This window comes from Diaphorobacter sp. HDW4A (assembly GCF_011305995.1).
Classification (GTDB): domain Bacteria; phylum Pseudomonadota; class Gammaproteobacteria; order Burkholderiales; family Burkholderiaceae_C; genus Diaphorobacter_A.
Genome location: NZ_CP049911.1, coordinates 171,121 through 195,799 on the forward strand (window position 1 = coordinate 171,121; position 24,679 = coordinate 195,799).

General features: G+C 52.9%; 24 protein-coding genes. 6 read left to right on the forward strand and 18 right to left on the reverse strand.

The window, feature by feature from the left end; translation table 11 throughout:
* Positions 1–17: 17 nt before the first annotated feature.
* The 4 genes from G7047_RS30300 (at position 18) to G7047_RS30315 (ending at position 3,819) form a co-directional block, all read left to right on the forward strand.
* Positions 18–950 carry an IS5 family transposase gene (locus G7047_RS30300; protein WP_166300226.1) on the forward strand — a complete coding sequence of 311 codons (933 nt, stop codon included), beginning with the start codon at positions 18–20 and terminating at the stop codon, positions 948–950.
* Between the two features lie 192 nt (positions 951–1,142).
* Positions 1,143–1,487, forward strand: a complete 345-nt coding sequence (locus G7047_RS30305) for a hypothetical protein (RefSeq protein ID WP_166312415.1) — start codon at positions 1,143–1,145, stop codon at positions 1,485–1,487.
* Between the two features lie 307 nt (positions 1,488–1,794).
* On the forward strand, positions 1,795–2,130 hold the full coding sequence (locus G7047_RS30310) for a hypothetical protein (RefSeq protein WP_166312416.1): 336 nt from the start codon (positions 1,795–1,797) through the stop codon (positions 2,128–2,130).
* Between the two features lie 123 nt (positions 2,131–2,253).
* Positions 2,254–3,819, forward strand: a complete 1,566-nt coding sequence (locus G7047_RS30315; RefSeq protein ID WP_166312417.1) for an AAA family ATPase — start codon at positions 2,254–2,256, stop codon at positions 3,817–3,819.
* Positions 3,820–4,238: 419 nt separating this feature from the next.
* On the opposite strand, the gene G7047_RS30320 is transcribed toward G7047_RS30315, so the two are convergent.
* Positions 4,239–5,957, reverse strand: coding sequence for an Ig-like domain repeat protein (locus G7047_RS30320; RefSeq protein WP_166312418.1), 1,719 nt, complete (start codon positions 5,955–5,957; stop codon positions 4,239–4,241).
* Positions 5,958–6,337: 380 nt separating this feature from the next.
* Between G7047_RS30320 and G7047_RS30325 the strand changes: the two genes are divergently transcribed.
* Positions 6,338–7,270 carry an IS5 family transposase gene (locus tag G7047_RS30325; protein WP_166300226.1) on the forward strand — a complete coding sequence of 311 codons (933 nt, stop codon included), beginning with the start codon at positions 6,338–6,340 and terminating at the stop codon, positions 7,268–7,270.
* A gap of 309 nt (positions 7,271–7,579) precedes the next feature.
* Here G7047_RS30325 and G7047_RS30330 read toward each other — a convergent pair whose 3' ends face one another.
* The 7 genes from G7047_RS30330 to G7047_RS30360 form a co-directional block, all read right to left on the reverse strand.
* Entirely contained in the window at positions 7,580–8,011 is a 432-nt protein-coding gene (locus G7047_RS30330; RefSeq protein WP_166312419.1) for a DUF6283 family protein, read from the reverse strand.
* Between the two features lie 316 nt (positions 8,012–8,327).
* Positions 8,328–9,398, reverse strand: a complete 1,071-nt coding sequence (locus G7047_RS30335) for an IS110 family transposase (RefSeq protein WP_166312420.1) — start codon at positions 9,396–9,398, stop codon at positions 8,328–8,330.
* Between the two features lie 139 nt (positions 9,399–9,537).
* A complete protein-coding gene (locus G7047_RS30340; protein ID WP_166300226.1) occupies positions 9,538–10,470 on the reverse strand; it encodes an IS5 family transposase in 933 nt (310 codons plus the stop codon).
* Positions 10,471–10,628: 158 nt separating this feature from the next.
* Positions 10,629–11,225, reverse strand: coding sequence for a hypothetical protein (locus G7047_RS30345; protein WP_166312421.1), 597 nt, complete (start codon positions 11,223–11,225; stop codon positions 10,629–10,631).
* 191 nt (positions 11,226–11,416) lie between these two features.
* Positions 11,417–13,591 (reverse strand): sigma factor-like helix-turn-helix DNA-binding protein, encoded by a 2,175-nt coding sequence (locus G7047_RS30350; RefSeq protein WP_166312422.1) that lies wholly within the window; start codon positions 13,589–13,591, stop codon positions 11,417–11,419.
* A 130-nt stretch (positions 13,592–13,721) separates the two neighbouring features.
* Positions 13,722–13,970, reverse strand: a complete 249-nt coding sequence (locus G7047_RS30355) for a hypothetical protein (protein ID WP_166312423.1) — start codon at positions 13,968–13,970, stop codon at positions 13,722–13,724.
* 324 nt (positions 13,971–14,294) lie between these two features.
* Positions 14,295–14,459, reverse strand: a complete 165-nt coding sequence (locus tag G7047_RS30360; protein ID WP_166312424.1) for a hypothetical protein — start codon at positions 14,457–14,459, stop codon at positions 14,295–14,297.
* A gap of 168 nt (positions 14,460–14,627) precedes the next feature.
* On the opposite strand from G7047_RS30360, the gene G7047_RS30365 reads away from it, so the two are divergent.
* Positions 14,628–14,774, forward strand: a complete 147-nt coding sequence (locus tag G7047_RS30365; RefSeq protein WP_166312425.1) for a hypothetical protein — start codon at positions 14,628–14,630, stop codon at positions 14,772–14,774.
* Positions 14,775–14,832: 58 nt separating this feature from the next.
* Here G7047_RS30365 and G7047_RS30370 read toward each other — a convergent pair whose 3' ends face one another.
* The 10 genes from G7047_RS30370 to G7047_RS30415 all read right to left on the reverse strand — a co-directional run bounded on the left by G7047_RS30370 (position 14,833) and on the right by G7047_RS30415 (position 24,416).
* The gene (locus G7047_RS30370) at positions 14,833–15,042 is read right to left on the reverse strand and encodes a DUF3717 domain-containing protein (protein ID WP_166312426.1); all 210 of its coding nucleotides are present in this window, start codon (positions 15,040–15,042) and stop codon (positions 14,833–14,835) included.
* Between the two features lie 188 nt (positions 15,043–15,230).
* Complete coding sequence (locus tag G7047_RS30375) at positions 15,231–15,527, reverse strand: H-NS family nucleoid-associated regulatory protein (RefSeq protein WP_166312427.1); 297 nt, start codon at positions 15,525–15,527, stop codon at positions 15,231–15,233.
* Between the two features lie 112 nt (positions 15,528–15,639).
* On the reverse strand, positions 15,640–16,263 hold the full coding sequence (locus G7047_RS30380) for a phospholipase D family protein (protein ID WP_166312428.1): 624 nt from the start codon (positions 16,261–16,263) through the stop codon (positions 15,640–15,642).
* A gap of 273 nt (positions 16,264–16,536) precedes the next feature.
* Positions 16,537–16,815 (reverse strand): hypothetical protein, encoded by a 279-nt coding sequence (locus G7047_RS30385; RefSeq protein WP_166312429.1) that lies wholly within the window; start codon positions 16,813–16,815, stop codon positions 16,537–16,539.
* A gap of 5 nt (positions 16,816–16,820) precedes the next feature.
* Positions 16,821–17,378 (reverse strand): hypothetical protein, encoded by a 558-nt coding sequence (locus G7047_RS30390; protein WP_166312430.1) that lies wholly within the window; start codon positions 17,376–17,378, stop codon positions 16,821–16,823.
* Between the two features lie 187 nt (positions 17,379–17,565).
* Positions 17,566–17,871 (reverse strand): hypothetical protein, encoded by a 306-nt coding sequence (locus G7047_RS30395; protein WP_166312431.1) that lies wholly within the window; start codon positions 17,869–17,871, stop codon positions 17,566–17,568.
* 16 nt (positions 17,872–17,887) lie between these two features.
* On the reverse strand, positions 17,888–18,847 hold the full coding sequence (locus tag G7047_RS30400; protein WP_166312432.1) for a ParB/RepB/Spo0J family partition protein: 960 nt from the start codon (positions 18,845–18,847) through the stop codon (positions 17,888–17,890).
* Positions 18,848–20,013: 1,166 nt separating this feature from the next.
* A complete protein-coding gene (locus tag G7047_RS30405) occupies positions 20,014–21,051 on the reverse strand; it encodes a replication/maintenance protein RepL (protein WP_166312433.1) in 1,038 nt (345 codons plus the stop codon).
* Between the two features lie 1,037 nt (positions 21,052–22,088).
* Positions 22,089–23,264, reverse strand: coding sequence for a ParB/RepB/Spo0J family partition protein (locus G7047_RS30410; RefSeq protein ID WP_166312434.1), 1,176 nt, complete (start codon positions 23,262–23,264; stop codon positions 22,089–22,091).
* A 3-nt stretch (positions 23,265–23,267) separates the two neighbouring features.
* Positions 23,268–24,416 carry an AAA family ATPase gene (locus G7047_RS30415; RefSeq protein ID WP_205904875.1) on the reverse strand — a complete coding sequence of 383 codons (1,149 nt, stop codon included), beginning with the start codon at positions 24,414–24,416 and terminating at the stop codon, positions 23,268–23,270.
* Positions 24,417–24,679 lie beyond the last annotated feature (263 nt).

Sequence of the window (24,679 nt, forward strand, 5' to 3'; positions counted from 1 at the left end):
GGTAGTAGGCTCGGATGATGAGTGAGACGAACTGGGGACGGCGCAAGTACCGCACCACAAACTGGAAGGCGTACAACGCAGCACTGAAGGCTAGAGGCGACTTGAGCATCTGGCTGGATAAAGACATGCAGTGGCTGGCTCCTGCGAGCGGCAAGCGTGGGCGCAACCAGACGTTCTCAGATGCGTCCATCCAGTTTTGCCTGACCATCAAATGCTTGTTTGGCTTGCCCCTGCGTCAGACATTGGGGCTGGTGCAGTCGCTGCTCAAAATGGCTGGCCTACCTTGGGCAGCCCCCGACTACAGCACGGTGTGTCGCAGACAAAAAGGTATAAATGTTCAGGTGCACTACCGCCCAAGTGGCAACGGCTTGCACATGCTTGCCGACTCCACAGGGATCAAGTTCTTGGGTGAAGGCGAGTGGAAAACAAAGAAGCACGGCGCCGAGCGGCGCCGTCAGTGGCGCAAGGTGCACCTTGGCATAGATGCAGAAAATATGCAGATACGGGCCATGGTGGTGACCACCAATGAAGTTGGTGATTCACCAGTAGCTGCAGGGCTACTGGGCCAAATACCAAGCCATGAAATAGTTGCCAGCTTTACAGGCGATGGCGCGTACGACACAAAAGACGTGCATGAAGCCTGCCACCACCGCAAAGCCATCCCCGTCATTCCTCCTCGCAAAGGCGCAAGGTTGCGCAAAGGTCTGGCATTCGCGCATCGCAACGAAGCGGTCAAAGCGTGCAAGAAGTTGGGCCGTACTATTTGGAAGCGCTGGAGCGGCTACCACCGTCGGTCCTTGGTGGAGACGAAGATGAACTGCTTGAAGCGCCTAGGCGAGAAGGTGATGGCTAGGACGTTTGAGCGACAGGTGGCCGAGCTCAATGTCCGGGCATCCATCCTCAATCGCTTCACCGAGCTGGGCACGCCCCAGACGGTGGCCGTGGCATAACTACGTCTGGGGTTTGGGGAGACTTAGCCTCAGACCGATTTATGCAACAAAGCCCGTCTTACCCTTAAGGAAAAAGACTACTATGAGACGCTTCAGTATGCGTGTGTGAAATTATCAAAATTACTGAATAGGTCTATCACCGACCGCGACGACGACCCGTATATCAAAGTAGGCCAACTGGTTTCCGCTGAAATGCAGCGTCCTGCAAACGAACCTGCAGATATAGCATGGAAAAATTATTGCATAGAGCTAAGGCGCCAGATCAATACCATAGCTCGCAAGGCGTCAAGACTACGAAATGAGAAACAAGAGGTCAGCCGAAAAGACCTGCAAAACTACCTGATTGAGTTGATTTACATCCGGATCGCAAATGCTTATAAATGCGTACCAATCAAAGGCGGCACAAGTAAGTATAAATATTTTAGCAAAAAGGAGCTAGAAGCTATCACTCATCAAATCTGGATGATCTACTTCTCCGAAAAACCGGTAGCAAAGACTAAAGTGAAAGGAGTCATCAAGAAAATTAAATCCATTTGAAGCCACAAGCACAAGTCGCCACGCAACCGCGTCATTGGCAAAGGACAAGCTAACGCGGAAATGGGGCTATGGACTTGTCCTAAATTTGCGATTTAGGCGTGTGGTGAGATGATTGCTCACATCTGATCCAGAAAGCGAACAATGACTCACCTCTCCCTATTCGTTGCCTCTCAGACTGCATCCATACCTACGTACGCGAAGCTACCGCCATAGCGGTGCATTAGCTGTACGTAGCGATCCTTCCTCTGACTCAATCACATTGCGCATGAGCAGAGGAGGGTTTGTCACGCACTTGAGAAAGTATCACATGATCAAAGTTATCAACGACCACTATGTAATTTTCACCTCAAGCTTTGACGAGGACCATTTAAGCACTGATGCTCAAGAATTGGAATATGAAACTGAAGATTGGGATTCTCCAGAACAAATTGCGCTGGAATTGCTAGCAGGCGATATCGCGAGGCAAGCAGAAGCCTTGCAACGCTTAGAAAAGAAGCTTGACCATCTCATTAACAACATGGACATGGTAGCCGATCGCGCACGGCGGACTAGGCACATTATTCCGAAGGCAATCGCGCTTAAGCACACTGCGGCGAGCGCACCGCCAGTAGTTACGCAGGCAAACGACACGGATCTGAATTGATAGAGCAACATCTCCATCATTACCAGTGAAATAGGACACCTGCACCTAGCAGTTTATGACCATGGACTGGCCAGACAAGGTCAGGTGTCCTGCAATTATCAGGATTCGTTCGGAAAGCTAGTTATGACGAATACACACAACAACATCCGCAAAGATCCGGAAATGGATCGCCTCCAAGCCGCAGCCTTCAGGTTCCTTGCCATGCGACAAGAGGAGGAGGCAAACGAGCGGGCACTCGCTCACAAGTCCCCTACCCACGCAGGCGCCCGGAGCACGCCCTCAACGGATGCTGAAATGCTCGACCAAACTGAGGCTGAGCCAGGTGCAATCGGGATCACTGCTAACTGCGACATCTCAACCAGCTCCGGAGCAGTGCAGGTCCAAACCGCGCATGTTCATTGGCAGCGCCTTGGCAAAGAGCAAGAGGTTGCCCCATTTCCGGTGATCCATATGGCCTACCAGGGGCCGACACATAGCGGGCTGGCAGATGATGCGGCAGACACCATCCGTATGGAGCATGAAGTCCTCGCGTCGTCCACTGACAGCCCGGATGACGTAGGTCTCGCCGCCAAGCAAGAGCCGCGCCTGCCCGACCCCACGCTTCCACCTCCATTCGACGTGTCGCGAACATTGCCAACGCATACCTCTGAAGACTTTGAGCACATGCCGCGGCTGGGATGGCTGGTACGGGAAGTCTTCCACGGCGGAGAGGTCATTATCCTGTGGGGAGAATCTCAAGCTGGCAAGACTGCATTGCTGCTCGACATGGTAGCGGCGGTAGCCAGCGGCGCTGACTGGGCTGGCCACCCGGTCACCCAGACCAACGTGATCTATGTTGCATTGGAGGGGCAACTGGGGTTGCGCACACGCGTCCAAGCTCTTGAACATGACCGGGGTGGCCTCCATCAAAAGGGCATTCGCTACGTCTTTGATGCCTGCAACGTTGCCAGCACGGAAGATGTCGACGCATTGGCTGTGACGGCCTTGAAGCATCAGGCCAAGTTCATTGTGATTGACACCCTATCAGCCTCACTTGCCGGGACCGCGGAGGAAAACAGCAACTCCGCGATGGCAGGCATGATTGCTAACGTCCAGCGCCTGACCAGGATGACCGGTGCCGCAGTATTGCTCGTTCACCATTCGGGAAACGATCCTCGCCGCGGTGCGCGAGGAGCATATGCCCTGCATGCGAACCCTGATGTGTCTATCGAGGTTGGCCGCAATGGCAACGAGCGCTACTGGCGCCTCAATAAGGGCCGCGACGGCAGCCATACGAAGGGTTGGTTTCGGATCGAACCCATCGAGTTTCAACCGGCGCATGAGACGGAGCCCCTCCAATCCATCGTCATCCGGCATGTGCAAGACTCCGACGACACGCAGGCGAACGATGCCATGGTATTCGCAGGCCCCAAGCCCAAGACCCAGGAGCGGACGGATGTAGCACTGCAGGCAATTCGTCAGCATCTGAGTCAACTCGATCTGAATGGCAATGAGCAGCGGAATCCGGGCGAGGCGACCGAGGAGACAATTCGCAAGATCGTTTCACAAGCGTTCAAGGAGATGCACGATAGCGGGGAAGAGGGCTATGGCAGTAACCATCGAGCAGAGAATGTCCGCGAAGCAATTCAATCCCTCGTCTCAGCTGGACAGCTACTCCGGGAAGGAGGCAAGGTACGCGTGTCGCGGTGACGGCAACTCACTCGTAGGCGGCCTAATGGGCTCCATCCTAGACCCTATGAGAGGCGGCCTCGCTGAATTGCCCCCACTCCCCAGTCCCCCTCCCCTAAAGGGGGAGAAGGGGACGGGGAGTCGGGGAGTCAAGTGTCAGCCTGGGCAGATGCATCTCTCGCGGTTCAGATCTGGAGGCTAGGCATTCTAAGGACCGACCCGGCTTGCAAGATCGAAGCCGAAATGGCGATCCATCAACCCGCGATAGTGCCGAAGTGGCACAGAGAGGTACCAAAACACAGCGCGAGAAACCTAGCCGCTACCCCCATAGTCCAAACACCTGAGAAATGTGTCTCGGTACCGCCTCACATGCCGAGGCTAAGCACCGAGCGGACAGCATCGACTCGACCTATCTCACGCGAATCAGAGCATATGCGGCGTCATTTACGGCGCAATCCCAATACACCCAGAGCGACCAATACAGCAGACATCAACAGCAGGACTAGTTGATTTACAAAAGGAACTGGGACAGCGGCCTGGTCAATCTTCTTCGTGACGGTAACATTCACAACAGCCACACCACATGCTTGAGTCGTATAGGGTGCAGCTACAACCGTACAGATAGTGTATTTGAATGAGTCAGTACCGACATAATTTTCGTTAGGCGTATAAACCACTGAATTATTACTGAAAACTACAGCACCATGACTAGGCAAATGCGTGGGATCCGTATCAGGCTGTACAGATTGCTGCGCTAATGGAGCACCGATTGGATCACTGGATTGGTCGCTATACAGAATAGCAATGCTCACAGGCTCATTCACCAAAGTGGACGCTGCATAGGTTCCGGCAGTAACGGCGGGAGTGCCGCAGACAGGGTTGGTGCCAGTTTGAGTTATGGGACCAACATTGCTGGAGGCATAATTGGGGTCTCCCGAATACTCCACTGTTATAGGATGATCTCCGCTAGCTAATGAACCAGTCCATTGAGCTACTCCAGCTCCATTCAATGTGGCCGCGGGTGTTAGAGATACGCCACCATCTTTGAATATCACTGTTCCGGTTGGCACCGCTTGTCCCGCAGTGGAGCTTAAAGTCGCGCTCAGCGTAACTGGACCACACTGTCCAACGACTGATGGAGTGAAAGTAATCGTTGTGTTGCAGGCAGCGCCTTGACCTGAAGCAGAGGCCGTTGGCGACCCCGTGGTGCTATAAGCGCTATCACCAGAATAGTTTGCTACCACGTTATGCATCCCAGGCGTCAATACAACTGGTAAAGTGGCCACACCAGCATCCAAGGGCGCCGACCCAAGGGTGGTGGTGCCTTCCATGAACGTGACAGAACCCGATGGTATCTGGGTAGGGTCCGAACCTGTAACCGTAGCAGTCAAATTGGTAGGGCTGGCGCCACACACGGCGGGCGCCGAGGAAGTCAGCGCGACACTGGCAGTTCTCGCTCCTTGGCCGCCCAGGAAGCGAACTTCGTGCACATTGTTTAGTGATCCTGTGCCACCACTGAAACCCATTTTGAAAGTTGCGGGAGGCGCCCCATTGCTCGTAGAAATATCGAGCGAATCGATGACTTTGCGATAACCCGATCCATTAAAGTCAACTTCGACGGTGACGTAGATCGTTGGCGCAGGGGTTACGGTAATTCGCACCTTGCGTGCACCAGCACGACCAGCGGTCGCCACCCCCTCAGGTACGACAACTGAGGCCAGCAGCGGATAAGGCCCTCCGCCATCTCCGGCGGCGCTATTGTCTTTGCCACGAATAGCTATGCTATTGGGAACCCGGGTACACGTAGGGCCGCCCGGGAGCGAGCAACCTCCGAAGGAAGGATTAGAAAAATTCCCGAACTCGTCAAATCCAATGCCAAGATATCCTTTAGGAACGCCCGGCCTGCTTCCCCACGAGGAATAGCCTAAAGAGCCGTCGCTCGCACCAGAAGGAGGGTTGTTGACTGATCCATCCAGCAAATAGAACGTAAAACCGTCTGCTCCATTGCCTCCCCATGTTGCGTACTCGAATTCCGCCAGAACGCCGTCGTTCGAAGAAAAGGGCGTGTTGTAAACGGCAGAACCAGACTGACTGTTTTGCGCATCAGTCAATCGAAGCCAGCCTTGCCCAGGAGCATCAATAGCTGAGAGCACAGGCACAGGTGTGGTCCGACCCGCTGCCGTTAGCCAAGCGTAGCTTCGGAGAGTCCAATTGGGCTCCGTTGCACCGCCAAACGAGGGAGGCAAAATGACTGCGTGTGCAATGAGCGGTGCGGCTACGAGCCCAAACCCACACAACTTGACAAGGCTGAGCCATCTTTCCTTTACAGCATGGGACCAATTTGTTGAAACACGCATCATCACTCAGACCTCTTCAAATCGATTTTTCTATATACAAAGCTAATTATCCGGCGAACAACCTGACTATCAACACAAAATCTAACGATGTTGTAAAACTCCATCAGTGGTACAAGGGCGAGTTGTAGTTGGGAATGGCTTTGTTGCACAAATCCGGGCCGCAGCGGTAGTAGGCTCGGATGATGAGTGAGACGAACTGGGGACGGCGCAAGTACCGCACCACAAACTGGAAGGCGTACAACGCAGCACTGAAGGCTAGAGGCGACTTGAGCATCTGGCTGGATAAAGACATGCAGTGGCTGGCTCCTGCGAGCGGCAAGCGTGGGCGCAACCAGACGTTCTCAGATGCGTCCATCCAGTTTTGCCTGACCATCAAATGCTTGTTTGGCTTGCCCCTGCGTCAGACATTGGGGCTGGTGCAGTCGCTGCTCAAAATGGCTGGCCTACCTTGGGCAGCCCCCGACTACAGCACGGTGTGTCGCAGACAAAAAGGTATAAATGTTCAGGTGCACTACCGCCCAAGTGGCAACGGCTTGCACATGCTTGCCGACTCCACAGGGATCAAGTTCTTGGGTGAAGGCGAGTGGAAAACAAAGAAGCACGGCGCCGAGCGGCGCCGTCAGTGGCGCAAGGTGCACCTTGGCATAGATGCAGAAAATATGCAGATACGGGCCATGGTGGTGACCACCAATGAAGTTGGTGATTCACCAGTAGCTGCAGGGCTACTGGGCCAAATACCAAGCCATGAAATAGTTGCCAGCTTTACAGGCGATGGCGCGTACGACACAAAAGACGTGCATGAAGCCTGCCACCACCGCAAAGCCATCCCCGTCATTCCTCCTCGCAAAGGCGCAAGGTTGCGCAAAGGTCTGGCATTCGCGCATCGCAACGAAGCGGTCAAAGCGTGCAAGAAGTTGGGCCGTACTATTTGGAAGCGCTGGAGCGGCTACCACCGTCGGTCCTTGGTGGAGACGAAGATGAACTGCTTGAAGCGCCTAGGCGAGAAGGTGATGGCTAGGACGTTTGAGCGACAGGTGGCCGAGCTCAATGTCCGGGCATCCATCCTCAATCGCTTCACCGAGCTGGGCACGCCCCAGACGGTGGCCGTGGCATAACTACGTCTGGGGTTTGGGGAGACTTAGCCTCAGACCGATTTATGCAACAAAGCCTCAGCGCTTTGCGCAGGATTGATCAAAAAGAATGAAACAAGAATCAATGATGACTGATATGTCAATTTCGACTTGGTCATACAGTTCTCCTCCAGGTGGTCGAAAAATTCTGCTCCTCTTCAAAAAAGTAAGCAAGTGTTTTTCACACGAAGAGGACACCATCATCGTTCCCAACAGCGTCCGATCCTGACATCATCAGTGTGGTGTCGATCATTTGCCCTACTGTGGCTGGCCTGGATACTGCGTCAGCTCTACTTAGTCGCGACATGCAGCTAACACAGGGTCTTCAGGATCCACCCCATTTGCAATGGCCATCTCACGGTAGTTTTCGTGCAGCTCGTGGCCACCGTCATGCACGTCATGACATTCCCCTCGCATACGCTTGAGTCGAACGAGAAGGTTGTGATCAGCACCGCGCAGGAGGAAGCCTGCACATATGGCAGGCTTTTCAGCCCCTGACTCATGGCAAGCAAAGGATGCCTGCGCCATGTCATACGCGGTACCGGCTGAGTGTTTGAACGCTTCCGCAGGAAACTCGCCAACAGCATCCAGACGCCAAGGGCAATTTCTGCATGGTTCACGGCGATAGCTTCCTGCACCACCGGTCACGGTCACCACCTGGTGGTCTTCACCCCTGTCGTTGAAGCCTGCTGGACGGATACTGGTAATTTTTGTATTTCGGGTCACTTAGATTTCTCCTGGGCTTTGTTGCATTACAGGGACTTCCCATGAATGCAAGCACTGGCCGGAATTCTTTTGACAAACAGGCATGTCCCGTCAGTCAAGACGATCAAAGCGCGTAAAACGAGGAACAGACTGCACATCTACAGACGGGGTTCAGCACAGATGTGCGCCCCAAGAAACAAACCGCGCAGCAAGGCTCCATTCAAATCCCGTGATGTCTTGCGACTCACAATGCAACAATCGAGCTTGCTTGCTGCTGGTCTGACCTGTTCATTGCATCTTTGATTTCACGTCTGGCATGTTGAATCCATCGTTTGGCTTATGCGCCAGCAAATAGGGGTTGCGTTGGGCGCGTGCTGATATGTGCAGCCTCGTAAGGGCGCTCATGGACCATGAGAGCCCACAGGATACGAGCATTCTTGTTGGCCAATGCAACGACGGCCTTTTGCCAGCCGCTGCGCTGCCTCAGGGCAATAGCCCATTGTGAGATGGGGTCCTGATTGTGTTTGCCCGTGAGCACTGCAGCCTTTGCGCCTTGCACCAGCAAAGAGCGTAGATAACTGTCGCCGCGCTTGGTAACGCCTCCCAGGTTGGATTTCCCGCCACTGGAATGTTGGCGGGGAGTCAACCCCAGCCAGGCCGCAAACTGTGCACCATTTTTGAACTGCTTGAAGTCACCAACGGTTGCGACAATGGCTGATGCCGTGAGTGGTCCCAAGCCTTTGATGGAAGCAGCGCGCTGCACCTGCTCATCTTGTTTGTTGTGCGCGGTAATACGTTGCTCACACCAATGGATATGTTCATCGAGCTCTTGCCAATGCATGAACGCACGCTGCAGTGCGATGCGAGCCGTGCCTGCAACTTCATTACTCGCGTCTTCCAGAATGTCATGCAAATGGGCGCGTAAGACTCTGGGGCTTTGCGCCAGCACGATACCAAACTCAGCCAGCAAGCCACGAATGCGGTTGATGCAGGCTGTGCGCTCTTCTTTAAAGCCTTCGCGCAGCCGATGCACGCACAGCATGCCTTGCTGATCCAAGGTCTTGACTTGTACAAAGCGCATTTGAGGACGGCTCGCGGCTTCGCAAATAGCTGCGGCATCATTAGCATCGTTTTTACCGCTCTTGCCTTGCATCCGGTAGGGAGACACCAACGCGGCAGCGATCATCCGGGCATCAAACCCCATGCGTATCAAGTGCCGACACCAGTGGTGCGCGCCTCCACAAGCCTCCATGACCACCAGGCACCGAGCTGGCAATTGAACGCACCATTCCAAGAATTTGCTGCGCTGGATGGCTCGATTGGTAATCGTTTTTCCTTGGGCATCTACGGCGTGGACTTGAAGCACATTCTTTGCGAGATCCACTCCGACACGGACGATGGTTTGCATAGCACGACTCCAGATGAGTGACGAAGAAATTTGCTTGCCTCTCCATCTTGGCACCGCACATCAAAAAGTGCCAAAGTGGTGGGAAGTCCTTCGTATTCAAATCGGTCTGAGGCTAAGTCTCCCCAAACCCCAGACGTAGTTATGCCACGGCCACCGTCTGGGGCGTGCCCAGCTCGGTGAAGCGATTGAGGATGGATGCCCGGACATTGAGCTCGGCCACCTGTCGCTCAAACGTCCTAGCCATCACCTTCTCGCCTAGGCGCTTCAAGCAGTTCATCTTCGTCTCCACCAAGGACCGACGGTGGTAGCCGCTCCAGCGCTTCCAAATAGTACGGCCCAACTTCTTGCACGCTTTGACCGCTTCGTTGCGATGCGCGAATGCCAGACCTTTGCGCAACCTTGCGCCTTTGCGAGGAGGAATGACGGGGATGGCTTTGCGGTGGTGGCAGGCTTCATGCACGTCTTTTGTGTCGTACGCGCCATCGCCTGTAAAGCTGGCAACTATTTCATGGCTTGGTATTTGGCCCAGTAGCCCTGCAGCTACTGGTGAATCACCAACTTCATTGGTGGTCACCACCATGGCCCGTATCTGCATATTTTCTGCATCTATGCCAAGGTGCACCTTGCGCCACTGACGGCGCCGCTCGGCGCCGTGCTTCTTTGTTTTCCACTCGCCTTCACCCAAGAACTTGATCCCTGTGGAGTCGGCAAGCATGTGCAAGCCGTTGCCACTTGGGCGGTAGTGCACCTGAACATTTATACCTTTTTGTCTGCGACACACCGTGCTGTAGTCGGGGGCTGCCCAAGGTAGGCCAGCCATTTTGAGCAGCGACTGCACCAGCCCCAATGTCTGACGCAGGGGCAAGCCAAACAAGCATTTGATGGTCAGGCAAAACTGGATGGACGCATCTGAGAACGTCTGGTTGCGCCCACGCTTGCCGCTCGCAGGAGCCAGCCACTGCATGTCTTTATCCAGCCAGATGCTCAAGTCGCCTCTAGCCTTCAGTGCTGCGTTGTACGCCTTCCAGTTTGTGGTGCGGTACTTGCGCCGTCCCCAGTTCGTCTCACTCATCATCCGAGCCTACTACCGCTGCGGCCCGGATTTGTGCAACAAAGCCTTTCTCCTGCTCACAGGTTCACAATGTCGCCACCTTCAGCGCGAGAACGATCGATGGCGTAGAGCACCAGCTGAATATTGACAAAGACCAGAAGCTTCTCCTTCTTCTTTCGCTAAATGAGAATGCCAGCCAGCCTGCCCACCTTAGGAAACTTTGGATCGAACGATTCAAGGGTCGGCATGCCCAAATCGATCAATGCACCGCCACTGGAACCTCTAGGCTCCCCCAGATCGACAATCTGTCCCTGGTAGTTACCAACCTTTTTGTCTATTAGCAAGAAAAGGTTTTGCTTGAGGTTGCATTTGAGGGTAGATAGCGTCACTGCATCTGGTTGAACTCCGATGCTCTGGTATTGCCAGGCCTTCGAAAGCACTGACAGATCAGCAGCACGAATCTTCTTGTTGAGTGATATTGGGTAACCCATGGCCAAATACGACCTTTTGGTGGGATCAAAAGAATTGTCGGAAATCTGATCTGCACCAAGAAACTCAGCACCTGCCATTTGCGCAAGCACCATGGTGTCTAGGCGTATGAACGCAAAGTCCAAGTGATCGTTATCTCTATTGCCATCTGGAGGAGTGGTGCAATAAAAGCCCTTTGGAAGGGCAATCAGCGTGTCAGCAGCACCAACATACAGGCTTGTTTCCCTCTCGTGGTCAGCAACGTGCGCGGCAGTAACCAAGTACTTGTCATCACCACGTTCGATCAAGACGCACGTTCCGATGGCCATGGGTACTGGATTGGCGCTCTTATCTGTCCCATAGATGGGTCTGACGTACCTCAGAAAGTCGCGAGATACGTGCTCCGAACGGTCCCTCATCCAGGCAAGCATTGCTTCCTGCAGCGTCTCAACCATAGCGCCCCCTGTATTCTTTCCTATCCTACCCGTCCAGATAGACGTTATGAAACATGCGCCTCAGATGTATCGTCAAGCAGCGTACTTTGCTTCTTGGCGTTAACACCATAGGTGCGTTTGGTCAGATCCAGCTCCAGCTCGAAACGCTCTCCGAGCCCGACCCCGATGGCATCGGCCACTGCCGCAATTCTCGATATCTGGCCGGTGCTGGAGATATTGATATGGCCATGCGCGCTACCGGCGTGGTTGAAGACGCCAGTAGCACTTGGCAAAAAAGCTCTGGGTAGATAGACGATTCTGTGGCGGCTTTCCTTCGGGGTATTGCACTGCGTCACCTGGACCGTGAACGGCCTGGTCAGGTCCACGTCTGCCCGCACAAGCCCCGCCCCCCTTGGCCCCTCTAACACATACCTCTTTCGTGCCTCAATGAGCGCCTGAGCATTCAGCTCCCGGCCATTGGTAGCGTAGATGGAGTGCTCGATTTTGATGACCGTGGGCGAGCTGGCCAAGCAGATGCTCACCGTTGGGTTCGAAACACCCAGCTCAGTGATCAACACCTTTGCGATGTCAGCCCGCGTGGCCACTCCACCATGGTTCTCAATCACCCTGACCACGGCCAGCTCGGTATCAGACAAGACGCTCTTCTGGTCAATCACGGTCCGCGATCGAAACTTGTTGTGCTTATCGCTTTCCAGCCAATCCCAACGTTTGAGCAGCCCCGCGAGCACATGACTTGGGGGTACCGCTCTAGACTTCTCCACATCTCGGTACAACCACTGGTCATCGGTGACAAGCATCGTGACGATGACATCGATGTTGACAGTCGAGGTGGCAACTGACATCAGTTTCCGAATCCTTGCTGCCAGGGCACTACTCTCCCCATCCACGAGGGTGAACCAGCCATCGGTGCCCCCAATGCGCTCAAATCCAGGGGCTTCTTGAAGAACCTGGCGCAACGCTTCCATATCCTTCACCTCACCCGTCTGCTCTGCCACAAGGCCAGCGACCCGCACGAAATTGGTACACCCAACGGTCAAGATTTCTTGCCTTGCTATTGAAAGCGCCACTTGGAGCCAGCCCGAGGGCTCGGAGGCTTTGACAACGCAGGGAATCAGCTCGTACCCGGATAACGTGGAAATCCGATGTTTGGCCACCAGCACTCCCGGCGACTTACCCAGAGCGAGGGCAAAATCAATCGCGGCCTTGATGCCCTGCCCCTCTCCCAGGAAGTCTGCGAGCTGAATATTGCATTCCGGCAAGCTCGATGGCGCGATGCGAGAAGACGCCGAAAGGACGCGATCCAAAGCGGGCATGGCAGCACTTGAAGCGTGAATGGCATCGAAGCATCGCTCGGTGATCTGCCTGACCCGCTCACGGGTGAGTGATACCAGATCGCCGACCTCCTGCAGAGTCTTCCCCTCCAGGCCTCCGTAACGGAGCGTGAAGGCTTGAGTCCACAGACTGGCTTTTTCCAAGGAGCCTGGCTGGCGCTCGGCCAGCGCCAGCCCTGCCCTTGCCACCTCTTCCAGCTCAGTACCCCAATTCGACTTGCCAGCAATCAACATGCGATCGCACAGATCCAGTTGTCGTAAGGAAAGTTCTTTCTTGCGTGACTGGTCGACCAACCATGCGCCCATACCCCGCTCATCGATCGATGGAAACCGGATATCGTCCCAGGCCAGCGCCTGAACCCAAGGCTGATTAGCCAGCTCCAATAGCTCCTGCCGCTTCTGTGCGGATACCTCCACGCGTTGCTGCGGATCCCAGGCCACCAACTCCTCAACTCGCATTGCGCGCGGCCCTGGCACCCAATAGATGGCTTCCAGGCGGGCAAGAATCCTAAGTACACGCAAAAGAGGCAGCTTCAACCCCTCCTTGATCTCACGCATGGTGAGTTTCACAAAGTCTTGTGGGGAGGACAGGCTTGCGACAAAGGCTAGCAACCGCTCCTTGTCATCACCGTGAACGACATCGCGCCAACCTGGCTCCAAGCTGATGCACGCAGGCAAAACCCATAGTTTCTCGGCTGAGTTGCGTGTACGAGTCACGAACTGGGCTCGGATCTCTTCTGCAACTGATTCCCGGGGAATAGGGTCGCTCCATGCGAGCAGGTCATTGACTGAAAACGCCCTGCCATCGGCCTGAAACACGTGGGATATCAGGTTACTGGCTACACTTGGAAGAATCCCTGGATGCCGAAAAAAGCGGCTTTTGTTCATACTTATTGCCTGCGTGCGTCTTGAATCGATGAAGTCGCTGCACCGGGGTCTGATGGGGCTGGAACTTCAGGCGAACCCTACATCGTGTGTTTTGCTGGCGCTAATCGTCCAGAGGGATAGTCGAGCTACCTCAGGCCGATGCTGAATTGCTTTCAGCGCGGACCCGCTGCTCGATGGCCCTCAAAGTAGGCTCGTACTCGGGCCAGTCCTGCTCGACAACCACGCATTCCAGATAGCTCTTGCCCGCGTCCTGACGATAGCGATCGATCTTCGCGTTTAGGGCTTTGAGAAGATCCAGCTCTGCCTCGGTCAGCCCTACCGCCTGTAGATCTGCCGCTTTGAAGACCACGTAACGCGGCTCTCGTGAAAATTCGGTCATGTTGCGTTTCCTAAATGGGATTTCTTGGCCGGTTGTGACCTTCAAGAACTATGCAATGCGATCACAACGCGGGACCAGCGCGACGATTCCAGGCTTCGACATCCTCGGGGATATCAAGGCAAAGGACAGGCATCCGCCCCCCATAGCAGCCATCGGTCTTGCAGCTGGCTTTAGGGTTCGGGGCTTTGTCACCATTCCCCCTAACCGAAGCTGTTAGATGCACACCGCAGAAGGGACACGGCATCAACGAACTGGCGATGGCGAAGGCCTCAACTTTTAGCATATTCAACCTTTAATACCTGTTGTTTCATACAGCTCGCATCTTCAGGGGCTGGGTTCGTCGAACAGACTGTTTTCGAAGTCAGGATATGCATCCGAAAGGTCGGCCAACTTCTGTGCGAAGTGGCCGGATCCAACCTGGTCAACCGTGTACTTTTGCATCTCTGTGAACGCTTCCACATAGGCTGCTTTGAACTCTTCGTAGGTCATGAATTTGTCCTTTACAGGCTCTATTTTTTAATAAATAAATAGTGAAAGCAAGCCAATCCCAACCATGCGACAGTGTTATTCTTTTATTAACAAATAAGTACAATGTCAGCCATGAATGATTCAATTCCACCATCCCCTCGAAAACGCGCGCCTGGTGGGGGACGAAAGATGAAGTACAAAGAACCTGTTGTCACATGGACTGTCTCTGGTGCAGCAGAGCAAAAGGCCAAGTTCTACAGACTCGGCGGCTCGCAGTGGCTTCAAAAGATGATCGACAAAGCGAAGGACCCTAAGACAGAAAAGGCAGGCGATTGAGAACTACATCTCTCTGGCCACTACGACGGACCCGATTCGAGCTCAGCAGATGGCCTGGCTACTTCCAGCGCTCAATTGCCTCCAGCACCGGCTGCTTGATTTCGTGAAGCGGCAGGGACTCATGGCGAAGGATGACCATCGTTGCCCAGGGATCGGACATTGCATGCGCATCCGGATGCATCCTGAATTCAGGAGCCACGGGCGGATGTGCGGCCATGCAATTAGTGAGTGCCGTGTTTAATGACTGAAAATCCAAGACAGCATCCATGTGACAACTCCGGCTTCGGTGAGTATCAGCGTTGAGCCCCCCACCGATATCTGACGTTTTCCTCTACAAGACAGGAGAAGATGAATAGATTCCTGTCCAACTTGGAAACTGGTTGCGATGTGTCATTATAGTTAGGGCGAAAAAAAAACAGTGCAAATTTGCACTGTTTTTCTTTGGGAAGTCCAGGATCAGATAGCGAACTTTTCGCGGTCCTGGCCCTCGATCCACTTTGGGGCTTTGCCGCGACCTGTCCATGTCTGTCCCGTTGCAGGATCGCGGTATTTTGGTGGGACAGTACGGGTCTCTCCAGTACCGGCCTTGGAACCACGGGTGCGGCCAAAGATATCGTCCTGAGTCAGCCCATATTCGGATACGAGTTGACGTACCTTCTGCACAGCCCCGCTGTGTTCAATTTTGCGCTGTTCATCGATTCGCGCTTCAAGTGCAACCTTCTGCGCAAGCAGTTCCTTCAGGCTAACAGTCATTTGGTAGAACTCCAATTTCATCAAAGAAACACTATTATGGGTTAGAAATGTCTTTCTGACACAACCAGGTGTTGTTTTGGACTCTTCAATCCTCCATGAGTTCAATTTATTCCTAGAAAGACGGTTCGAATTTCTTGGCCGTGGACCAGTTTCGTTCGAAGTGTTTCGCGTACAGCTGCGCAAGCCTAGGGTTGTTCCAGTTGACGAACACATTCTCACTATTTTTCGAGGCTGCAGCTTCTGAGTAGTTGTAGCTGCCAGTCTGGACTGTTTGGCCGTCAGCGATGATCACCTTGTCATGGTGAATTGGATAGGCCGAGGTGACACGAACATTCGCGCCAGCAGTCACAAGAGCGGAGAGTGCAGCTCTAGCCTTCGGTGATGCTGTACTGCTGAGATTATTTTGCTCGTCTGCCACCATGTAGATCTTAACGCCTCTCTTTTGAGCTCGTAGTATGGCCTGAGTCACTCGTGCACTGGTGAACGAATAGGCGAGAACTCGCAAATCAAGCTTTGTGGAGTCGATCACCCGTACCACCAACTGTTCAGCACCTTCATTTGGGGAAAAAGCCACTTCAAAATTTCCAACAGCGGGCTCCAGCTCCGACGCTACGGCTTTCAGGAACCTTCCCCCAGTATTGGATAACATGGGCTCAATGGGAAGCGCCCAACCTGGCAAGAGCAAGGATGCCCAAACGCCTGCAACAATCAGCGTCGTTTTAGATGGATAGAACATATAGAGCAGGAAAGTAAAATTTAATGTGTTCTGAAAAGTTTGGCATTGAAGCCATACCTTGTCATCACATAAATTCTCTTTTCCTTGAAAAGCTTCGAAATCAAGTGCTTTTCAAATGTTCTTGATCAGGTTCTCAAATTGACTCGCAGGAACTCGACCAGTTGCCGCGAACAGACTCTTACTTCTGCGGACACCGCTTGTCTGCGCCGCCTTCGGCCTATCCTCTAAATCGACATCTCAGATAACTCGCGAGTCTCGGCCTTGGATCTCTCTTCAACTGGTGAGATAGAGGTATGTGGCGCTCAGGATAAGTCCCATGAAGGTAAAAAACAGCACCCAGCCTCTCCACCCATGTTCGCGCAAGTTGACGCCAACGACACTGGTGAAACTTCCGCCCATGGCCCCCACAACGAACCACAGGGCCCCGGTTTTGGAGATGAGGTCCATATCAGCGAGAGCTGAAGAGAAAAGTGCAGTAGCCACCCCCACGCCCGCCACCCATAGTAGAGAGCGTACCGGGGGATTCACGAAATCGACGCCAAGGATTTTCATTGTTTTTAATCGGCTTGAAGAATCAGAGATTCCCAGTATTTTTTATTCTTCACCACTACTTCATTGAATTCACACCTAACTCTCGAACCAATTGCATTTCCGTAATCATCTTCACATAGAATCCTGGTAAAAGCATTGGGGTGACGATAATAGATTATTTGATGCACAGCCTGAAAAATATATTTAAATTCAACGCCATAGTAGCACTCTGACAGCGTACCCGACTCCGCATGGCACATTCTGAACTGTTGACCAAATTGGTTATCAAGGTTAGCAAGAATATCATTCTCAACTAATTCAAGTCGAGCTTTGGATGTCGGAATTTCCGCTTTAAAAGCACAAAACAAGTAATAATTCGGCATTGCTGAACTGTAAGACCTAGATTGCAGATTGCCTGTTGTTATCCCAACTTTCGAATAGAAAATGTCTCTGATGTCCGCGCCGAGGTAAATCCAATTTTCCGTGGACTCAAAATTCCTTTTGTCCCGCTCCATTTGTCTATCAAGTTCAAAGTCTTCAACCCCAGGATAGAGATGGTCTGCATTAATGGGACGAATTATCATTGGAATCTCTTTATAAACATCAAAATCTGCTACATCATGATAGCAAATTTTGTTACTTTACTAAATGGCTTGAAAATGCTCAGATGTACAGCCCAAAAAAAACGGTCCTAATGGACCGCTGTGCGTTGAAGTTGCGCATCTCCACCTGCTGACAGCAGAGGCGCTGGAACGCGGGGTGATGACCAACTCAGTCTTCCGTACCGATAGCTGCGTTTCGAGATTTGAGCGAGTCATAGTACCCGCTGCACCCCTTCCCGCTGTAGTCAAACCCCTTGCAGCCATACGCCGCGTTGTCGCACGGGTGCCCGCATGAGCTGCTCATCGGAATAACTTTGCGGCCACAGGCCTTGTTCATCAGCAGCCATGCTCTCGCCTCATCAGGAGGCACAGATTCACCATTGCGCGTCAAGAAGTCCTCGTAGTCCTCGGGATACCTCATCCGCTCCAGCTGGCCATCCACAGACATGTGGAGGCCGTGAGTTTTTTCATTCATTTCAAAGGCCCTCCATTCACTTTTCCTCATCCCCCTCTTCGGTGCCTGCCAGATCCATCTGAGAGGCCTTCTCCTTGCGCTTGAGGCCTGCTTCCAGCTTGGACTTCTTGGCTTCATCAGCCTTGCTCCAGGATCGGAAGATCTCCAGCAGGGACGCTGCATCCACCTCGATGGTCTTGTTACGCAATTCCTCCACGTCGAGCTTCTCCAGCTCAGCGAGACGGACTCGGACATTCTTGTCGAAGGTGTCCACAAAGCCATCAACAGACTTGTAGATGTTTCCGATGATCTTGCGAGGCGGGATCCACTCATTCACGTCGCTACGAGTCACGACCTTCTTGGCTTTGCCCTCATTACCGTTGATCAGATCCTGCAGGACAGCGCCCGCCTTTTCGCCGTGCTTACGCACTACTTCGATCGCTGCATAGGCGTTCACTGCGCCACTGCTGACAAGGGCATGCACGTCTGAGTTGGCATTGGCCAGCACGAGCATCTGCTCGACGTGGGCCGTGGATTTACCCATGCTCTTGGCGATCTCTGCAACCTCGTGGCCCATACGGCGCAGACGCAGATAGCCGATGGCGATCTTCAGTGGCTTCAGGCTCAAACCCTGAGCGCTGCGCAGCATCACCTGAACACGCTCTGCGTCGTTGCCACGAAATGGAAGAACATCAATGAAGGGGATATTTTTCCCGCGCTCGATCGCCATTTTGATGGCGCGAATGCGGCAGTGGCCTTCAATCACAACCACTCGGCCATCGTCATCCACACGTGCGATCGGAGGAGGTACATACGAGCCAGCCATATAGGATTGGCACAAGGATTCGATGTGCTCGATGACTTCTGGATCGTCGTAATCGCGGAGATTGAATCCCTCCTCTTCTTCAACGATCAGTGGGTTGACACCGTAGAGATCCTTCTTTTTAACATCTGGATCATTCTTGTCTGCAGCCCGCGATTTCCAAGAGGTAGCCATGCCCAACTCCTTCCTTCACTTCAATGTGTTGTGGTGATGTGGCGATAGTAGTGCAAATTTGCACTCTAGGTCAATTTATTTTTCTCTCTATCCGTACTTTTTACAATTCTTATTTGCGTCATAGACCATTGTCTACCAACGATTCTTGCTTAGAATGACCACCAGTAGACCTCGTTTTGACACTATAGAAATGTTTCCTATAGTGCAACCTCGACAAATAATTTAGTACAGCCAAGATGTCTCGCAACAAACCTAGTCTTCCGACGCCCCCCCCGCTGACGCCAGACGAGTTCAAAGTTCTGGTGAAGAGCAAGGGTTGGAGCTACCGTGATCTCGCAGTGCGATGGAGCATCACTCCCAGCTATGTCACCAGGCTCGCGCAAAACGAGCAGCGCCCCGTCCACTGGGATGACGCTGTTCGTGGGCTCCCTGTGGTGATGCGATCGAAGTAGTCCGTCGCAAGAATTCCAGTTTGCGTTGGCCAAGAGATCACCAGAATTTCGAGAGGCTCCAGTGTGGCTCTCTAGTCACACTTTAGTGATTCATATCGGCCACAACAGCTTGCACAATACCCTCAGTGTACCCACAGTAGACCTTCTGACGCCACCACTAATTACAAGACCCCTTGTGTACCCTCTGTGGCTCTACTGTGTCTTGCTAGTCGTTTTGTGTTAAATCTCTTCATCGCTCATGTTGAGATTTGATCACCTCTCTTTGACCTCGTGCCCTGGCCAGGCCAGAGCTACTTGCTCGCGCTACGCAATCGCCTAAGCCAGGCTCACCTCCAATGCTTCAACCTGGTGAAGGTTCGTCTGAAGCTGCTTGTGCGTCTCCTTGATCAAGTCTCCTGCAAAGGCTAACTCGTCCTCCATCCTGGTAGCTCGCTCTTGAGCGACTCTGGATTGAGGCATCAAATCATGACTTTCGACTTGAGTCGTAATACTGTCGATGCGCTACACAGCAGCATCTGCCCGCTCGGAGTTCTGTTGGTTCTTCAATGAACGACCTAGTTGTCCTGTCGACAGGATGTTCGTGTCTGGCCTGCATCGAGTTTTCACCAGTCGATTTCTGGAAGGCTTCGCAGAATGTTTTCCGAAGGATTGAATCCTTCGTAGATACCGAAGCTGCATTTCCCACACATGATGACGCATTCCCGCTGGCCGCGATTACGAGGCAAGGGGCACCTTCGGCTTTATGTTGAAGAGGCTTTCCAAGAATGTTTTCCGAAGGATTGAATTCTTCGTAGATACCGAAGCTGCATTTGGACCACATGATTTCGGTTGAGAGACATAAGGTCGTAGCTTGCCCTGTTGAATAGCTTCGAGCAGGCCCATTTCAAGCACCATCGTTTTACTGGCGCCATCTGGGTAATGGCACTTCACGCTGTCCTCGGTGAACTCATAGATGGTCCTGGTACTTTGGCTGATGAACTTCTTTCCAAAGAAAATTTTCTGTTTTTCTTTCAAATATTCTGAAATTTCTCTATTTTTATCGTTTTCTTTTGAAATTTCGGACAAATTCTTGAAATCTCTGCCGGATTGCAAGAGTTTAGTGATGTACGCGTACAGCTCGTTCTTCGTCAGCCCATCTAGGTACTTCATTGAGGCGTGCACGACTTCTGAGAGTGTTTGCTTGACACTCCTGGCCAGCTTCATGAGGCCTAGAACACCATAAGGGGTCAGCCCTCCCCTCTCGCACAACCAGCTCAGGTCGATGGGTAAGCTCACATTCCCGAAGCGTTTGAAAAGCCGATTTTTCTTCTCTGTAGGAGCTACATTAGCGCCAGGAGCTGATTTCTTGTTGGCATCCGAAAAATCAGTTTTTGTAGAAAACTTTGGAAACTCTCGACTATTTCCATTTTCATCTACAAGATTTAGAGAGTGTAGAAATTTCTGGGTAGGAATGAGCGGCGACTTGGATCCACGATATCCAATTTTGGCTTTGCGTTCTCTCTCAATCATTCCGTGATCTTCTAGCCATTTCACAGCGCGATGCACTGTGTCCAGTGATTTTCCAGACTCATTGGCTATTGTGGATCTCGTTGCGAAAATTTCAGAGAAGGGGTTCTTCAAGTTGATCTTCTGAATGATACGCGAGACGATTCGAATGAACCCATCAGGCAAATCTGCAAAAGATTCTAGGTGTGGCAATGATGTACATGCCAGTGTTATGGGGTAGGGAAATGATGGCGCAGGAATACCCATCGCAGTCTCCAAAAAGGAACACGAATTCCTTGACGAGACGGAAAGTTCTGCATAACATTTGGACTTCTCTCTAGCCCGTGTCCGATTGGCGTCGGATGTTACGCAGGCCTCCCGCACCGTCAAAAGGTGCTGAGAACCCCGGTAGTTCACGCTGCCGGGGTTTTTTATTGGTCAATCGCTATGTCATGGCAAAACCTCAAAATCTGATGTCCCAGAAACACCAAACCCCGCTCTAGGCGGGGTTTGGGGGTGTTGTCTCAGGCGACTTCGTGGTGGTGGAGGCCCATCACCGGAGTGGGGCTTCCATCCGTAATGAACATATGGCCGGTTGCACCTCCATCCTGTTGTCAGGATGAGCAAGGGGCAAAGCTGATTCATCCTGTTGACAGGATGACGGCTCAGAATGAAATCATCCTGTTGCCAGGACGACGGGAAAATTGGTACGGACCGTCCTGTCGACAGGATGACAGCATCGCTATGCGGCAAGAATTCAGTGATATCTGAGCCAGCCTTATTAGGGGAGTCATCCTGTTGGCAGGATGAACCCTTGGTTGGTCTGATATCAAGAATTATCTGGAGGGAGATTGATTCCCGGTACGTCCTGTCAACAGGATAGTTTCGAGCCTCTACTCCATCCTGTTGACAGGATGGGGCAGGATTCGGTCGAGCCCATCCTGTTGACAGGACGGAGGCCGCCCCATGGCGTACCTCCCGGCTGGCATGAGCACCACTGGGTACCATCCATCCTGTTGACAGGATGAAATCGGAATCAGCGACTGTCATCCTGTCAACAGGATGCAATCTGCGCCGGGGGAGGCCATCCTGTTGACAGGACGGAGGCCAGGACATGGTCTGGCCAGCTGGCTTGGTTTCCACCAAGAGGCATCCATCCTGTTGACAGGATGCGGTGGCCCGCTGAAATGACACACATATACCTTGGCTTGGTATATGTGTGTTATCTCCAATGCAGCAGCGCGAGTGCCGTTGTGGAACTCGCGCTGTGTGATGTTGGAAGACTTGCATCATGAGTGTGGTTGCTACTCTGAGGTGCTTCCAGTCGATTCGCTGTCTGTGTCAGGGCCCTCTGCAGTGCCGTTGGCATCAGCGGTCTCTTGTGGAAGATACTTTTTGAGAAGCTCCTCAAGATCAGCATTAAATTGAGTGACAAGGCTGGTGTCTGGGATGACCACATTCAGCTCAACCTGGCCGCTTGCCCGCTGGCGATAGTGACCCTGACCATAACGCCGCTGGTACTGAACAGAATTAGCAGATTTTTTGCGAGAATTTTCAGAAATCTCGCTAGCTTGTTTGCGCAACCAGGCATGAGTATGGTCGCCAGCAATGTATTTATTGCAAATCGCAATTGCCTTATCTTCTGAAGATTTATTCAGAATTGAGGAAATAATTGCAAAAACACTCGCAGACATCTTTTTTGGAGTTCTGCGTGCATGCTCTTTGATCTCCATGGGAAGATTGCGAATGACCACGAATTCGCCAACACGTGTGCGAGACATTTTTACGCGATTGGCGATGTCATCAATGGTCATGCCATCGTCGAGCCAATTCGCAAAGTACATACCTCTATCAAAGTCCGTGAGCTGGCTGCGTTCATCGTTTTGAAGCATGCCAAGCCAGGAAGCCTCACTCTCAGTGAGGTTCTTGTGAACCGCCGCTAACACGGTTCCATTGTTGATTCCATAAGAGCGGATCGCCAACACGCGGGTCCAGCCGTCTCCAATGATGTAACGCCCCGGTTTCTTCGGGTGAGGAATCACATGAATGGCGTCGCGCTGGCCATTCTTGCTAATGGAGTCTGCTATCTCTTTTATAGCATCATCTATATATGTGAGGCGGGGTGGGTGCGCATTTTGATCAATCAACCTTGCATCGAGCTGCAAGTAGGAGCGATCGGACGGACTATCGTTCTGGACGGGAGCGCCAGCTGTCAGTGGCTGCGAAAGTCCGCTCTCCTGCGATTGCTGGGACACTACCTCCTGCGCCGACGATGTGTCAGTGATATGCACGGTCTCGTCTGGCGCATCAGTACCAGTGGCGGAGGCCTCGACTTTGACTGCCGGTGCACGACTGACGTTCTTGAAATCGCGCAAGGGCAGAGGAGGACCATCAGGACGCTTTGGGGCGGCAGTCGGTGCTGGGGTCTGACTCGGTTGCTCCTGAGTCGCGCCCGCTGGGTTCAATTTGCGGGTTCTCATTTATCACTTACCCTTCTTCGCTGAAATAGAAAGAACCTTGCCTTGGATAAATTCAGCAAACATGCGGTATTCACTGGTTGCGGTGCAGCTGGGGCGTTGCAATGACAGTGGGAGGTATTGATCAAGGCTCTTTGGGAAGTCTTCTGATGCAGAGATCACGTTGGGTGCAAGCAGATCCTTGTATTGGTTGATCTTGGCTTGCATGCGGCCTATGCGAGCGATCTGCGGTGCATAGTGCGTTGGCAGGATCACCAGTTCAGGGCGCACCTTGTACGTGGCATCGATAGACTCAATCTCCCCCATAAGGCGGATGAGGCCCTTGATGGCAAAGGCGTCCATTCGAACGGGAGCGATCACAAGATCCGCTGCGCCAAGTGCAGCTGTGCTGGTGAAGCTGACGTTTGGAGGGCAATCGAGAATCACGACGTCGTAGTTGCTCAGCGGCAGAGAAGAGATCTCGCCTCTTGTGGCAGCATCGAAAAGGTTACGCAAACACATTTCGCGTGGACCCTTTGAGTTCGCAATGTGCGTTTCCATGTTGGCCAGGTCGATGTTCGCACCGATCAGATGCGGACCAGCTTCGCCAAAAGGTTTCTTGATCAGGCCTTCAATCTTGCTGTTGTCAGACGCGCTCGGGCTGGGACGCGTGCTCGTCTGCAGAAACGGCGTCACCAGGTTATCGATGGTGCTGTTGATGACAGCCTCTTGAGTGACGCCATACGAGGCGATTTCATCATCAAGAATGTCTGCCTCGTAGCCAAATGCTTGCGTCAGGTTTGCCTGGACATCAAGGTCAATGGCCAACACGCGCAGACCCATGAATTGCAGGTGAACGGCAGTTTCCACAGCTGTCGTTGTCTTGCCTGTGCCGCCCTTGACGACATCAACCACAATGATGACGGGACCTTGACCTGCGGGAGCCTTGGACCACCCCTGCGCTCTACGCCACTGGGCCAGCTGGAACAGGGTGTCGGGCTCGAAAACTCGGGATGCGACAGCCCTTGGATTGCTCTCGTTCGCGCGTTTGATCTGAATGCCTGCGTTGTCGGCATAGGTGCGCAAAGTGTTGTCTGTAACCCCCAGCAGCTGACATGCCTGGCGAAGACGGTACTTCAGGTTGTCGGTGTGAGCGTATGTCGAGCGAGCATCCATGGTAGGCAATCCCAGAGTCAGTTTTTCGCATTGTGGATCCCTAGGATCCCGATGTCAATAGAATTGGTAGGCAAAACAACGAAAACAGAGATTTCGTCTACCAATCATGTTGGAAGGTGTAACCCTGATGAGTGCTCCATTGGGCTGTAACCAAATTTGCAATCGATATGCTCACAACTATCCCGCTGCGCGGACGGCCAACAAACGGCCCATTTTAGGAAGCGCTACAAGCTCAAGGGGTGGCGAAAAGTGCCAGAAAAACG